This window comes from Microbispora sp. NPDC049633 (genome assembly GCF_040675265.1).
GTDB classification, from domain to species: domain Bacteria; phylum Actinomycetota; class Actinomycetes; order Streptosporangiales; family Streptosporangiaceae; genus Microbispora; species Microbispora maris.
Genome location: NZ_JBFAOO010000019.1, coordinates 26,596 through 40,507, shown reverse-complemented (window position 1 = coordinate 40,507; position 13,912 = coordinate 26,596). Strand labels below are relative to the sequence as shown.

12 protein-coding genes are annotated in these 13,912 nt (G+C 72.5%); 5 read left to right on the top strand and 7 right to left on the bottom strand.

The window, feature by feature from the left end; all coding sequences use genetic code 11:
* The first annotated feature begins 117 nt into the window (after positions 1-117).
* Entirely contained in the window at positions 118-1,545 is a 1,428-nt protein-coding gene (locus AB0J39_RS07870; RefSeq protein WP_363462664.1) for an amidase, read from the top strand.
* A 3-nt stretch (positions 1,546-1,548) separates the two neighbouring features.
* Here AB0J39_RS07870 and AB0J39_RS07865 read toward each other — a convergent pair whose 3' ends face one another.
* From AB0J39_RS07865 to pepN, 4 genes are all read right to left on the bottom strand, one after another.
* The gene (locus tag AB0J39_RS07865; protein WP_363462663.1) at positions 1,549-2,517 is read right to left on the bottom strand and encodes a hypothetical protein; all 969 of its coding nucleotides are present in this window, start codon (positions 2,515-2,517) and stop codon (positions 1,549-1,551) included.
* A 9-nt stretch (positions 2,518-2,526) separates the two neighbouring features.
* Positions 2,527-4,416 (bottom strand): hypothetical protein, encoded by a 1,890-nt coding sequence (locus tag AB0J39_RS07860; protein ID WP_363462662.1) that lies wholly within the window; start codon positions 4,414-4,416, stop codon positions 2,527-2,529.
* Positions 4,417-4,418: 2 nt separating this feature from the next.
* A complete protein-coding gene (locus AB0J39_RS07855) occupies positions 4,419-4,970 on the bottom strand; it encodes a LemA family protein (protein WP_363462661.1) in 552 nt (183 codons plus the stop codon).
* Positions 4,971-5,265: 295 nt separating this feature from the next.
* On the bottom strand, positions 5,266-7,830 hold the full coding sequence (gene pepN / locus AB0J39_RS07850; RefSeq protein ID WP_363462660.1) for an aminopeptidase N: 2,565 nt from the start codon (positions 7,828-7,830) through the stop codon (positions 5,266-5,268).
* Between the two features lie 182 nt (positions 7,831-8,012).
* On the opposite strand from pepN, the gene AB0J39_RS07845 reads away from it, so the two are divergent.
* Positions 8,013-8,621, top strand: a complete 609-nt coding sequence (locus tag AB0J39_RS07845) for a DsbA family protein (protein ID WP_169987636.1) — start codon at positions 8,013-8,015, stop codon at positions 8,619-8,621.
* 94 nt (positions 8,622-8,715) lie between these two features.
* Entirely contained in the window at positions 8,716-10,122 is a 1,407-nt protein-coding gene (locus tag AB0J39_RS07840; RefSeq protein WP_363462659.1) for an aldehyde dehydrogenase family protein, read from the top strand.
* Position 10,123: 1 nt separating this feature from the next.
* Here AB0J39_RS07840 and def read toward each other — a convergent pair whose 3' ends face one another.
* Positions 10,124-10,612: a peptide deformylase gene (gene def, locus AB0J39_RS07835; RefSeq protein ID WP_363462658.1), complete on the bottom strand. Its 489-nt coding sequence runs from the start codon at positions 10,610-10,612 to the stop codon at positions 10,124-10,126.
* A gap of 107 nt (positions 10,613-10,719) precedes the next feature.
* On the opposite strand from def, the gene AB0J39_RS07830 reads away from it, so the two are divergent.
* A complete protein-coding gene (locus tag AB0J39_RS07830) occupies positions 10,720-11,190 on the top strand; it encodes a ribose-5-phosphate isomerase (protein ID WP_139576480.1) in 471 nt (156 codons plus the stop codon).
* Between the two features lie 58 nt (positions 11,191-11,248).
* Here the strand turns inward: AB0J39_RS07830 and AB0J39_RS07825 are convergent, their stop codons facing one another.
* Together AB0J39_RS07825 and AB0J39_RS07820 are read right to left on the bottom strand one after the other, a co-directional pair.
* Positions 11,249-11,410 carry a hypothetical protein gene (locus AB0J39_RS07825; RefSeq protein ID WP_363462657.1) on the bottom strand — a complete coding sequence of 54 codons (162 nt, stop codon included), beginning with the start codon at positions 11,408-11,410 and terminating at the stop codon, positions 11,249-11,251.
* Between the two features lie 36 nt (positions 11,411-11,446).
* On the bottom strand, positions 11,447-12,682 hold the full coding sequence (locus tag AB0J39_RS07820) for a GNAT family N-acetyltransferase (RefSeq protein WP_363462656.1): 1,236 nt from the start codon (positions 12,680-12,682) through the stop codon (positions 11,447-11,449).
* Between the two features lie 117 nt (positions 12,683-12,799).
* Here AB0J39_RS07820 and AB0J39_RS07815 point away from each other — a divergent pair, with 117 nt between their 5' ends.
* A complete protein-coding gene (locus AB0J39_RS07815; RefSeq protein ID WP_363462655.1) occupies positions 12,800-13,912 on the top strand; it encodes a PP2C family protein-serine/threonine phosphatase in 1,113 nt (370 codons plus the stop codon).

Here is a 13,912-nt window from a genome sequence, read left to right as displayed (position 1 = left end):
GGCTTGCCTAGTGTTGGATGGTTCATACTTTTGTGGCCTGCTTGAGCCGATTCATTGCGCGGAAGTGCGGGTATCTTCTCTAGATATCCGCGGCCCGGAGGCCTACCGTTCGGTAGCGTGGCGCACATTCACGATCTTACCGCCCTCGAGCAGGCGGCAGCCGTACGCACGGGGGAACTTTCTCCCGTGGAAATCACCGAGCACTACCTGGAGCGCATCGAGCGGCTCGACCCCGGCCTGGGGGCGTTCGTCACGGTGACCGCCGAGCGGGCCCTCGGCCAGGCGCGCGAGCAGGAGGCCCGGATCGCCGCGGGCGGCACCGAGGACCTGCCCCCGCTGCTGGGCGTACCCGTCCCGATCAAGGACCTCAACTTCGTCAAGGACGTCCCGGTCTACTTCGGCTCGGCCACGTACGAGGGGTTCGTCGCGCCCGCGGACGACAGCGTGGTCGAGCGCCTGCGGGACGCGGGCACGGTCATGCTGGGCAAGACCAGCACCCCCGAGTTCGGCATGCCCTGCTACACGGAGACCTACCTGGGCGAGCCGGCCCGCACCCCGTGGGACACCACGCGGTCGGCCGGAGGGTCGAGCGGGGGAGCGGGGGCCGCGGTCGCGGCCGGCCTCGCGCCGGTGGCGCAGGGCAGCGACGGCGCCGGCTCGATCCGCATCCCCTCCTCCGTCTGCGGCCTGTACGGCATCAAGCCCAGCCGTGGCCGGATCTCGGCGGCCCCCATTGTGCCCGACCTCGCGGGGCTGTCGACCAACGGGCCGCTGGCCCGCGACGTCGCCGACGCCGCGGCGCTGCTGGACGTCATGGCCCACAACAACCCCGGGGACCTCTACCACGCCCCGCCGCCCGCGCTCGGGTCGTTCTCGGCGTACGTGGGACGCGAGCCGGGCCGGCTGCGGATCGCGCGGTTCGCCACGCCCGCCGTGCCCGGCGCGGAGGTCCACCCCGAGGTGCTCGCGGCGTACGAGAGCGCCTCTGCCGTGCTGGAGTCGCTCGGCCACGAGGTGGAGGAGATCGCCCCGCCGTTCGGGCCGGACGTGGTGCCCGAGTTCGTCAAGATGTGGTTCGCCTTCTCCTGCATGCACCCGGTCGCCGAGGAACTGGAGCCGAAGCTGCGCCCGCTGACCGCGTGGCTGCGCGAGCGCGGGCGCGCCGTCTCGGCCCCCGAGTTCCTCCAGGCGCAGGGGACGCTCCAGCTCGCCACACGGTTCGCGCTGCTGGTGACCGACACCTACGACGCGGTGCTCTCACCGACCGTCACCCAGCCGCCCGTGCCCGTGGGCTGGTTCGAGGACGTCGACTCGCCCGAGGAGACGTTCGAGCGGATGATGCGTTTCGCGCCCTTCGCCGCCATCTACAACGTCAGCGGGCAGCCCGCGGTGAATCTCCCGCTCCACTGGACGCCCGAGGGCCTGCCGATCGGCGTCATGCTGGCGGGCAGGTACGGCGACGAGGGGACGCTCATCTCGCTGTCCTCCCAGGTGGAGGCGTCGCTCGGCGGCTTCTGGGGCGACCGCAGGCCGCCGGTCTGGTAACGGCTACCTGAGCAGTTCCACCACGTGGGCGGCGACGTCGGCGAGCAGCGTGGCCGGCCGCACCGGCGCCGCCGCCACGGCGGAGAACAGGGCGGGCAGGCCCGGCAGCGGGAAGTCGTCGTCCTCGGTGACCTCGCGGGCCGCGTCGTGCTTGGCCAGCGCGGCGCGGCTGCGCTCCCACGCCTCCAGCACCTCCTCCGGCGACGGCACGCCGAAGCCGTGGCCCACCGGGGCCGCGTGGCGCAGCCGTACGAGCGGGGTCTCGGCGAACGCCAGCGCGATCCGGCAGCGGGCGGACAGGTCGTCGAGGTCCGGCACCCAGGCGAGTGCCTCGCAGGGGGTGCGGCACCGGCCCGCGCAGGTGGCCAGGGCCCCCGCCACCTGGCTGTGCTGCCGGTCGAAGTAGGCCCGCCAGCCCGGCGGCGGCTCCACGCCGACACGCAGCGTCCGCTCGGCCGCCGACCGCTCGGCCCTGGTGTGGTCGCACTCCCTGACCGGCATGGTGCCGAACCGGCTGCCGGGAGCGCGCAGGCCCTCCGGCCAGCGGACCGGGTCGCCCGCGTGGCCGAGCGCGGGCTCGAAGGCGAGCAGGGGCAGATACTCGCTGCAGATGTGGACGGCCGCGATCATCGCGCTGAGCTCGCGCCGCCGCCAGCGCGCCTCGATCACCTCCAGGAGCAGCGCGTAGGCCGGTCGCAGCGAGTCGAGCGCGCCGCGCGGCTGCTCCCTCGGCGTCTGCGGCATGTGGCACGCGCGGGCGCGCCTGCGCAGGTCGGCGGGCACCGTCTGGGCGTCGATCTCGGTGGCGAAGTCCTCCGCGTCGAGGGTGAGCAGCCGCTGGCCGAACTCGCAGACCGACGTCACCAGGGCCGCCCGCGCGCCCTCTCCGAGCACGTCGGGCGCCAGCGCGCCGACGTCGCCGAACGAGTGCCGACGAGCCAGGGCGATCAACAGGTCTCGGGCTGAGTGCACCCGACGACCTTACTGACCCAGGCGGGCGGCGGCCGTACGGGCGAGCTCGATCAGCGGGCCGGGCGGCGGCGGGCCCTGCGGGGACGACACGGTGATCGCGAACGTGCCCCGGCGGGTGGCCGCCGACACCAGGCCCGGGTAGAGCATGGCGCCGTCGCCGACCCCCTCGACCGGCCGGCCCCGCACCCGGGTCAGCGTGTGCCCGACCGCCATGAGGTAGCGCGAGCGCAGGCCGGTGGCCGCGTGGACGTCCACCGTCACGCCCGTGCCGGTCTCGTACCGGCAGGAGTCGACGCGGAGCCAGGCCGGCGCGGGCGGTCCTTCGCACGCCACAGGGGCCCCGACGTCGATCCCGAGGGCGCGCTTGAGATCGGCGGGGGTGACGAGGTCAGCGGGGGTGAGGTCGGCAGGGCGCACGCCGTCCGCCGTCGTCCCGCGGGCCCGAGGCTCGGGCAGTATCCGGACCTCGCCCAGATTCTCCGGCGCGTCCACCAGGTGCTCCCCGGTGTCGTCGTGGGCAGTGTCGTCGTAGGAGGGGGCGTCGCGCATACGCGAGTCCTCGGTCACGTCGATCCGCCTGATCCAGCCCAGCCTGCGCCCCGCCACGGCCCGCACCTTGTCGCCCTCCCGCAGGGGGCGCCACATCTCCTCGCTCAGGCACATGGCCCTGACCTCGCGGGAGGCTCCCTCGTCGATCGCGCACCAGTACGTCCACTTGGGGGTGTCGTTCGCCTTGCTGCCGTCGGAGAACCGGCGCAGCCGGACGATCTGGCCCTCCACAGTCGCCGCACCGCCGAGATCGCCGATCGCGTACACGACCGGGAGGCCGGCGACCGCCAGGCCGGCGGCGAGGGCGGCGGGCAGGACGAACCCGTCCGGCCACACGCCGAAGGCGGCGGCGACCACCAGGAGGATCCAGGTGAAGAACCCGGCGAACCAGCCCGCCGCCAGGCCCCGCAGGATCGTCGGCCCCGGCGGCCTGCCCCACAGCAGCCGCGAGGGATAGCGGACGTCGACGGCGTGCCACATCCCGCCGTAGTCGGACCAGGCCCGGTTGTCGTCGGCCGGAGTGCTGACCGGAAGGCTCCTGACGGCCCGCGGCGCGAGCCCGAGCGCGGCGGCGTACGCGAGGTGGCGGCCCCAGATCGTGACCGAGGCGGCGGGCTGCTCGGCGAACCGCCCGGTCGCGCGCAGGTGCTCGCGGACGCCGAGCCAGTGCGCGGCGGCCGCGGCCCCCTCGGCCGTGCCGCGCTCCCCGTTGAGCCTGCCCATCACCGCCACGAGCAGCGCGAAGGACACGATCGCCGCCCCGGGACCGCCGTCGTGGTTCGCGCGGGTGTCGTCGACGGAGACCGCGATGCCGATCGCCACCGCGGGGACGCTCGCGGCCACGCCGAGGAGCAGCGCGTGCGCCCGGCTCCAGCGCGGCCGGGACAGGCCCTGCTCCCGCGCTTCGACGATCACCTTCTTGCGGAAGCTCTTCCACCACCGGCCGAGGTCGCGCGAGCCCTCGGCCAGCGCGCCCGTCGCGACCACGCCGTCGACCGCCAGCGAGCGGACGTGGTCGTAGACGAGCCGCTCGTACGGCCGCAGGCCGCCCGGCTCCGCGCGCAGCCGTACGAGGGACAGCTCGGGGCCGATCTCCTCGACGGCCACGACTCCCCTGGCGGCAAGGTCGAGCAGGGTGGCCGAGGCCGCCTCGTCGCACAGCCGCCAGTTGCCGGTGATCAGATCGACCACCGCGGGGGAGTGACCGGCGAGCTCCCCGGTGGCCGGCCCCGGCTCGACGCCCGGGTTCCTCGTCGCCACGGCGAGCGCGAGCAGGAGCAGCAGCCACAGGCCGGTCGCCGCCGCGGCGGCCACCCAGGCGGCCATCGAGGCGGCCATCGAGGCGGACACCGTCAGAACCGGACCCGCACGGGGCCGCGCTCCTCGCCGGGCGCCTGGAAGTACTCGCGGGGCGCGAAGCCGGTCATCCCGGCCACGATGTTCGCGGGAACCGCCTGGACGGCGTTGTTGTAGGTCAGGACGGCGTCGTTGTAGTACTGCCGGGAGTAGGCGATCCGGTTCTCGGTCGTGGCCAGCTCCTCCTGGAGCTCGGCGAAGTTGGCGCTCGCTTTGAGATCGGGATGGGCCTCGGCCACCGCGAGCAGGCTCTTCAGCGCGTCCGACAGCATGTTCTCGGCGGCCGCCTGCTCGGCCGGGCCCCGAGCGCCGATCGCCCGGGAGCGCGCCGCGACGACGGCCTCCAGCGTGGCCCGCTCGTGGACGGCGTAGCCCTTGACGGTCTCCACGAGGTTGGGGATCAGGTCGTAGCGGCGCTTGAGCTGCACGTCGATCTGCGCCCAGGCGTTGTCGGCGTTGTTACGGGAGCGTACGAGACGGTTGTAGACGGAGACGAACGCCGCGACGAGGACGGCCACGACGGCGAGGACGACGATCAAGGGGATCATGGAGACCTCCTGCACGGACGGTAGTCCCGGGTCGTCCCCCTGTAAACGGCCGGCCGTACGCCCGGCCCACGGGGAGAGCCGTCGCGGCGGCCGTGCCGGTCACGTGGCGCCGGTGCGGCCAGGGGGCTCGCCGCGCGGCACCGGTGAACGACCCGGTGCGCCCATGGCACCGCCGATGCCTTGCACGGGCTTGCGCCGCGCTTTCACGGGCCCGCTACGGGTCCCCTGACACGCCCGAGGGCCCCGGCGGTGCTTCGCCGGGGCCCTCGGGGCTCGCGGGATCAGGTGGGACGCGTCAGGCGGAGGCGTCGCGGGCGCGGGCGCGCAGCGCCCGGCTGACGCCGTCGGCGCCCTCGAGCAGCAGACGCCGCAGCGCGTGCGGCGGCTGCTTCGCGCTGATGTGGTCCTGCGTGCGGGCCACGGTCTCCGGACGGATCAGCAGCGCGGGGTAGCAGCCGATGGCGAAGTTCTGCGCCATGTCGGAGGTCCACTCGCTCCAGATCCGCCCGATCTCCTCGAAGTACCGGTCGCCGTACGGCTCCAGCAGCTCGGGGTGGTGCGGGTCCACGAAGCCGAGGATCGTGGAGCGCAGCAGCGCGCCGCTGAGCTTCCCACCCACGATCGCCGTCCAGGTCTCGGCCTTGGCCTCCGGGGTCGGGATCGCGGCCCGGCTGGTGGCGGCCGAGCGCTCGCCGGTCGCGGTGGCGTCCCGCGCCAGCTCCGCGTCGATGTCACCGGCGCCGAGCACACCGCCGGACACGAGCGCGTGGATGAGCGTCCAGCGCAGGTCGGTGTCGACGGCCAGTCCCTCGGGCACCTCGGTGCCGTCGAGGACGCCCTTGAGGAACGCCAGGTCGTCGGGCGAGGTGGCGGTCGCGGCGAAGGCGTTGACGTAGGCGAGCTGGTGGTCCGAGCCCGGCTCCGCCGCCGAAATCAGGCCGCGCAGCGCGCCGGCCAGCTCGGCGAGACCGGTGTCCCGCCACGCCGGGTCGGCGTACTGCTGCACGGCCTGGCGGGCCTGGCGCAGCACGGTCTGCAGGACGGTCATGTCGCGCACCGAGTCGATGCCGGAGACGACCAGCTTGACGTAGTCGCGGGTGGCCATCTCGGCGTCCCGCGTCATGTCCCAGGCGGCCGACCAGCACAGCGCGCGGGGCAGCGACTCGCTGAACGCGGTGATCCCGCCGTTCACGAGGGTCTGCAGCGACCGCTCGTCGAGCCGGATCTTGGCGTAGGTGAGGTCGTCGTCGTTCACCAGCACGAGGTCGGGCCGGGCCTCGCCGACCAGCTCGGGCACGGCCGTACGCGCGCCGACCACGTCGAGCTCGACCCGCTTGGTCCTGGTCAGCACGCCGTCCCGCAGGGAGTACAGGCCGATGGCCACCCGGTGCGAGCGCAGCGTCGGGTGCTCCTGCGTGGCCTCCTGCAGCACGTCGAAGCTCAGGAACCGGCCCTCGTCGTCGGTGGTGAACGACGGCCGCAGCGTGTTGACGCCCGAGGTCTCCAGCCACTCCTTGGACCAGGACGACAGGTCGCGCCCGGAGGTGCGCTCCAGCGCCGACAGCAGGTCCTGCAGGGTGGTGTTCTTCCACGCGTGCTCGTTGAAGTAGTCGCGCACCCCGGCGAGGAAGTTGTCGAGCCCCACGTACGCGACGAGCTGCTTGAGCACCGACGCGCCCTTGGCGTACGTGATGCCGTCGAAGTTGACCTCGACGGCCTGCATGTCCGGGATGTCGGCGGCGATGGGGTGGGTGGAGGGTAGCTGGTCCTGCCGGTAGGCCCAGGCCTTCTCGACGTTGGCGAACGTCGTCCACGCGCCCTGGCCCCAGCGGGTGGCCTCGGCCTGGCACAGCACGGACATGTAGGTGGCGAACGACTCGTTCAGCCACAGGTCGTCCCACCAGCGCATGGTGACGAGGTCGCCGAACCACATGTGCGCCATCTCGTGCAGGATCGTCTCGGCGCGGCGCTCGATGACGGCGTCGGTCACGCGCGAGCGGAAGACGTAGTCCTCCAGGAACGTCACCGCCCCGGCGTTCTCCATGGCGCCGGCGTTGAACTCGGGCACGAACAGCTGGTCGTACTTGCCGAAGGGGTAGCGCAGGCCGAAGACGCGGTGGAAGAAGTCGAAGCCCTGCTTGGTGACCTCGAAGATGTTGCCGGCGTCGAGGTACTGCGCGAGCGAGCGCCGCACGTAGACGCCGAGCGGGATGCCGTCGTGCTCGTCCCGCACGACGGCGTACGGCCCGGCGATGAGGGCCGTGATGTACGTCGACATGACGGGGGTCGGCGGGAAGTGCCAGCGCCTGGCGGCCTGCAGCGTGCCGTGCCGCCCGCGGTGCTCCTCCAGCTCCTCGGCCGCGTCGGGGGCGGCGTTCGACACCACTTCCCAGCCGGCGGGGGCGAGGACGGTCAGCTCGAAGGTCGCCTTGAGGTCCGGCTGGTCGAAGCAGGCGTACATCCGGTGGGCGTCGGCCGTCTCGAACTGGCTGTGCAGGTAGACCTGCTGGTCCACGGGGTCGACGAAGCGGTGCAGGCCCTCACCGGTGCGCATGTAGGAGCAGTCGGCGTCCACGCGCAGCTCGTTGTGCGCGGCCAGCCCCGGCAGCGGGATGCGTCCCTTCTCGGCGTCGTAGGTGCTGACGTCCAGCTCCCTGCCGTTGAGTACGACCTTCCGCACGTGGGCGCCGTGCAGGTCGATGAAGGTGTCCGCCCCCTCGCGGTCCGAGGTGAAATGCACCGTCGTGATGCTCTCGAACCGCTCCTCGCCCTCCGTCAGGTCGAGTTCGACCTGGTAGGACTGGACGGAGAGCAGCCGAGCGCGCTCCCGAGCCTCGTCCCGTGTCAGATTCCCTGCCACACCCGCTCCTCATCGCATGATCGAGCCCCCGGATCCCCGCCGCCCCGTCGCGTCAGGGAATGCATGAATCCTGCCACGCCGCGGGGACATCGCGGATTCGAGATCGCTCCTACCTGGAATAGGAGATTTCCTGCCCGGGTTGACGACCGAGGGAACCATAGTCCGTTCGAGAGGGTGTCACAGTGTCCGACCGAAAGCTTGTCGATTTCTGGTTCGACCCCGCCTGCCCCTGGGCGTGGATCACCTCGCGCTGGATCCACGAGGTGGCCGCGCTCCGGCCCATCGACGTGCGCTGGCACATCATGAGCCTGGCGGTGCTGAACGAGGACAAGGACATTCCCGCCGACTACCGCGAGCGGGTCGAGCAGACGCTCGGCGCCGTGCGGGTGCTCGCCGCCGCGGCGGACAAGTACGGCGAGGAGGTCCTCGGCGACCTCTACACCGAGATCGGCAGGCGCTTCCACGACGAGGGGCGCGAGCGCGACCGGGCCACGCTCGCCGAGGCCCTCACCGCCGCCGGGCTCGACTCCGCGCTGGTCGCCGCGCACGACTCGGACGAGTACGACGAGGCGATCCGGCGCTCGCACGGCGAGGGCATCGACCTGGTCGGCCAGGAGGTGGGCACGCCGGTCGTCGCCGTCGAGGGCACGGCGTTCTTCGGCCCCGTCGTGTCGCCGATCCCGAGGGGCGAGGCCGCAGCCCGGCTGTGGGACGGCGTCCTGCTCGTCGCCGGCACCGACGGCTTCTTCGAGCTGAAGCGGTCCCGGACCCGCGACCCGATCTTCACCTGACGCTGACAGGCTCCTTCACCGGCGCGCGAACGGATCGGAAAGGTTTCGGCCGGAAGGCTCGCCATCTGACAGCCGAGGCGCAAGGATGAGTGACATGCGTCACCTCTACGTGAACGGAGCCTGGGTCCCGTCCGCCTCCCGCGAGGCTGTCGACGTCGTCAACCCCGCGACCGAGGAGGTCGTGGACCGGGTGCCGGCGGGGTCGCCCGCCGACGTCGAGTCCGCCGTCGCCGCCGCCCGTGCCGCCTTCCCCTCCTGGTCGGCCCTGGAGCCGGCCGAACGCGCCGCGTTCCTGGGGGCGGCGGCCGGGCTGCTCAAGGAACGCGCCCAGGAGATCGCGGCGACCATCGCGACCGACATGGGGGCGCCGCTCACGCTCGCGCTGAAGGTGCAGACGCTGATGCCCGCCGAGGTGCTGGCCTCCTACGCCGACCTCGCCAAGAGGTACGAGTTCGACGCCGGCCGCGTGGGCAACTCGCTGATCGTGCGCGAGCCCGTGGGCGTGGTGGGCGCGATCACGCCGTGGAACTATCCGCTCCACCAGGTGGTGTGCAAGGTGGCCCCGGCTCTGGCCGCGGGCTGCACGGTGGTGCTCAAGCCGAGCGAGGTCGCGCCGCTCGCGGCGTACGCGCTGGCCGACATCTTCCACGAGGTCGGGCTGCCGGCCGGCGTGTTCAACATGGTCAGCGGTCACGGACCGGTGGTCGGCGAGGCCATCGCCGCCCATCCGGACGTCGACATGGTGTCGTTCACCGGGTCCACCAGGGCCGGCCGCCGGGTCGCGGCCCTCGCGGCCGAGACGGTCAAGCGGGTGGCCCTGGAGCTCGGCGGCAAGTCGGCGAACATCGTCCTGCCCGACGCCGACCTGGAGAAGGCGGTGAAGAACGGGGTCGCCGGGGCGTATCTCAACTCGGGCCAGACCTGCTCGGCGCTGACCCGGATGCTGGTCCACTGGGACCAGTACGACGACGCCGTACGGCTCGCCGTCGAGGCGGCCGGCGCCTACGTCCCCGGGGATCCGTTCGCCGAGGGCACGCGTCTGGGCCCGCTGGTGTCCGCCGCCCAGCGCGACCGGGTCGTCAGGTACATCAACCGCGGTCAGGAGGAGGGTGCCCGCCTCGTGCTCGGCGGGACCGACAACCCGATGGAACGCGGTTACTACGTCGAGCCCACGATCTTCGCGGGCGTCTCGCCCGGCATGTCCGTCGAGCAGGAGGAGATCTTCGGCCCGGTGCTGTCGATCATCCCGTTCTCGTCGGAGAACGAGGCCGTCGAGATCGCCAACGGCACGCCGTACGGGCTGTCGGGGGCGGTGTGGGCGGGCACCGAGGACAGGGCGCTCTCGGTCGCGCGACGCCTGCGCACCGGGCAGGTGGCCGTCAACGGCGGCCGGTTCAACACGATGGCGCCGTTCGGCGGCTACAAGCACTCGGGGGTCGGCCGCGAGCTCGGCGAGTTCGGCCTGGAGGAGTTCCTGGAGGTCAAGGCCATCCAGCTCTGAATCAGGGCGCCTGCAGGAGAATCTTGCGGCGCTCGTCCTTGCCCAGCCGGTCGACGTACAGCGTGCCTTCGAGGTGGTCGAACTCGTGCTGGAAGCACCGGGCGAGCATGCCGCGGGCCTTGACGGCGACGGGCCTGCCGAGTTTGTCGACCCCGCGCAGGGTGACGCCGGCGGCGCGGGCGGTCGGGGCGTACAACGGCTTGCCGGTCTCCTTGCCGGGCACCGACAGGCAGCCCTCCTCCTCGACGACCTGCCCGGCGTCGTCGATCGTGAGCTCCGGGTTGATCACGTGGCCCTTGCGGTTGCTGATGTCGTAGACGAACAGCCGGCGGCCGACGCCGATCTGCGGCCCGGCCAGCCCCACGCCGTCGGCCTGGTACATCACGGCGAACATCTCGTCGATCAGCCGGCGCAGTTCGCGGTCGAAGTCCGTCACCGGTTCCGCGGGGGTACGGAGGACCGGGTCGCCGACGTAACGCAGCTCGCGCATGACACTCCTGTCAGGCCGGAGGTGTAAGGGACGGATGCCCATCCTGGCTATTACCTTAGTGGAGCCCGGGGTCGTCTCCGCCAGAGGCCTTCTGGGAAACTTGTGCCGTGCGTGTCTACATCGGTGCCGACCATGCCGGCTACGAGCTGAAGAATCACCTGGTCTCCTGGCTGAAGGAGCAGGGCCACGAGGTGGAGGACTGCGGGCCCCACGTCTACGACGCCGAGGACGACTACCCGCCGTTCGTGCTGCGCGCCGCCCAGGGCGTGGCCGGCGACGCGGGCAGCCTCGGGGTGGTGATCGGCGGCTCGGGGAACGGCGAGCAGATCGCCGCCAACAAGGTGCGGGGGGTGCGCGCGGCTCTCGCCTGGAACGAGGACACGGCGAAGCTGGCCCGCGAGCACAACGACGCCAACGTGATCAGCCTGGGCGCCCGGCAGCACACGCCGGAGGAGGCCGCCCGGTTCGTCGGGCTCTTCCTGGCCACGCCGTTCTCCGGAGCCGAGCGGCACGCCCGGCGGATCCGCCAGCTCGCCGACTACGAGACCACCGGCGAACTGCCGCCACTGCCCGCCTGAGTATCCCTAGTGCCGCGACTGCCGAAGTTTGCCCGGGCAAAGGCCGGCGGGAGGGGCACTAGCGCGCATCCCTGTCCCGGCCCCGGCGGGGCTCCCGCCGGGGCGTCTCATCGCGCAGCGGCCGCTGGTCGGCGGCCTCCAGCTGCTCCGATGTCGGCCGGGACACGTCGCGGGCCCGCATGGCCGTGATCGCGGTGATCTGCAAACTCTGCAGCGCCATGCCCCGAGCCTACGCCCCGGCTGTCCGCGGCGCGTTTCAGAACACCCGGCAGCCCCAGGGCGCGGGGTCCCACGCCATCGCGGCCGACAGCTCGCGCAGGGCGCCCGCCCGATGCTCCCGCACCAGCCCGGCGTCCGCCGCCGCCATCAGCGGCCGCCCGCCGAGGTACGCCGCGCCCAGCACGCTCACCGGCAGCGTGAGGTCCGCGGGCGCCTGGCTCCGCTCGCACGACCCCTCCCCGCCGGCCGCCTTCAGCCGCCAGCGCCCGGCGTTCCATGGGCACACCTCGTCCTCCACCTCGACGACGAGGTCGGCGGGGGCGGCGTAGGCACGGGCGGCCAGGGCCCGGTCCACGTCCACGAGACGGACCCACAGGTCGTCGATCCAGATCGCGTTGAGCTGACGGGGCTCGGCCAGCAGGTGCATGATCGGGTCGTCCAGCGGGCGCCGCTCGGCGTGGACGACCGCGCACAGGTCGCGGTCGAGGACGCCGCGCCAGGCCAGCGCGTACGCCGCGGGATCGCGGGCCTGCAGCTCCAGGAGCCGGACCTCCCCGTCCGACACGTTGTGCTCGTTCCAGCCGGACTTCGCCCGGAACAGCGCGTAGCCGCGGGGCCCCGACGCGTCCTCCGCGATCAGGCAGCGCAGCGGGCCCATCCCGCCCTGGTCGTGGTCGGTGTCCGGGAGGATCTCGACCCGCCAGTACGCCTCAGAGCGCCCGTACAGGCCGGGACGGCCGGGCTGTACGGCGTCGTAGACCCGGCGGAGCACGGCGAGCTCGTCGGCCGGCCGGGCCACCCGGAGGCGAAGCGCGGGGTCGGCGGGAGCCGCGCGGGTGAAGGCCGAGCCGCGCGTGGGGATGCGGAAGGACAGGGCGTCGGCGGCCCTGCCGTACCCGAAGCGGCCGTAGATGCCCGCCTCGCTGGCGTAGAGCGCGGCGACGGCCTCACCCCCGCGGTCGTGCAGGTCGTGCAGCTGGTGGGTCATCAGCGCGGTCAGCACGCCCTGCCGGCGGTGTGAGGGGAGCACGCCCACCGACGTGACCCCGGCGACGGGGATCGGCCCGCCGGGAACCGCCATCCGGAAGGACAGCGCGCCGGCGCAGCCGACCGCCAGGTCGCCGTCGAAGGCGGACACCAGGCGGTCGATCTCCATGATCTCGCGCCAGCGGTCGGCGATCTCCAGCGGATAGGTGGAGCTGAACGCCTCGTAGGCGACGGCCACGAAAGCCGGCCACTCGGCTTCCTCGATGGGACGGACGGCGATGCTCATCGAATCACCGTAGAAGCGGCCCGCCGCGCGGGGCGACCCAATATCCGTGCCGGGTGATCTAGACCTTGGTCAAGCAGGTGCCGCCACCTGGGATGTCCGGATACAGTCGAGGCCATCATGACTTCCCGTCCGGCGCCGCTGATCCCTCCTCGGCTGCGCGCGTTCCTGGCGCGCGTGCCGCTCCTGGTGCCGTTGGTTCGTTTCGTCAGGAAAGTCTGGTCAAGGGACCGGTACCTGCTCATCGCTCTCGCCGTGCTCACCATCATGGTCGGCGTGCTCGACGCGGAGGTGTCGGCGTACTGGTTCTCGCCCTCGCTGCTGATCCTCTTCACCCTGATCGGCGGCCTCCAGCTCCGGCTGCGCAGCCTCGCGATCCTGCTGTGCGTGGTCGTGGCCTCCCTGACGTACATGGGACCGATCACGGGGGTGCCCAGCGTCGGGCCCGGCCTCCTGATCACGATGGCCTTCACCGCCGCGCTGGCGTGGACGATGGCCCGGACCCGGGGCAAGCTCGGCGTCCAGGGCCTGCGCGGCGACGCGATGCTGCTGGAGCTGCGCGACCGGCTCAAGCGGCAGAGCGAGCTGCCGTCGCTGCCCAAGGAGTGGGGCGGCAAGGTGGTGCTCAAGCAGGCCGGGGGATCGTCGTTCGGCGGCGACTTCGTCGTCTCCATGCGGGAGGGCGACCGGGTCCAGATCGCGGTCGTCGACGTGTCCGGCAAGGGCGTGGACGCGGGCACCCGCGCGCTCATGCTGTCGGGCACCTTCGGCGGGCTGCTCGGCTCGGTGGACGACTTCCTCGTCGCGTGCAACTCCTACCTGCACCGCCAGCTCGGCGACGAGGGGTTCGTCACCGCCGTCCACCTCGACCTCGACCTGTCCACGGGGGCCTACACCATCACCTCGGCCGGACACCCCCCGGTCGTCCGGTTCGACGCCGGGTCGGGCACGTGGCGGGTGTCCACGGCGAAAGGCGTCGTGCTCGGCGTGGTTCCGGACCTGGCCTGCGAGACCGACAGCGGGGTGCTGCGCAGGGGCGACGCGCTCATGCTGTTCACCGACGGGCTGATCGAGCAGCCCGGCCGGGACATCGACGCCGGGCTCGACCGGTTGCTGGGAGAGGCGGAGCGGCTGCTGCCGTCGGGATTCCGGGACAAGGCCCGGCAGCTCGTCCAGTCGATGTCCTCCGGCCACAACGACGACTGCGCGCTCGTCCTGATCTGGCGCCCCTGA

Coding starts and splice junctions, on each gene's coding strand:
- AB0J39_RS07855 (WP_363462661.1), bottom strand. CDS start 4,970: ATGATCCCCTTGATCGTCGTCCTCGCCGTCGTGGCCGTCCTCGTCGCG.
- AB0J39_RS07840 (WP_363462659.1), top strand. CDS start 8,716: ATGCGTCACCTCTACGTGAACGGAGCCTGGGTCCCGTCCGCCTCCCGC.
- def (WP_363462658.1), bottom strand. CDS start 10,612: ATGCGCGAGCTGCGTTACGTCGGCGACCCGGTCCTCCGTACCCCCGCG.
- AB0J39_RS07825 (WP_363462657.1), bottom strand. CDS start 11,410: ATGGCGCTGCAGAGTTTGCAGATCACCGCGATCACGGCCATGCGGGCC.
- AB0J39_RS07820 (WP_363462656.1), bottom strand. CDS start 12,682: ATGAGCATCGCCGTCCGTCCCATCGAGGAAGCCGAGTGGCCGGCTTTC.
- AB0J39_RS07815 (WP_363462655.1), top strand. CDS start 12,800: ATGACTTCCCGTCCGGCGCCGCTGATCCCTCCTCGGCTGCGCGCGTTC.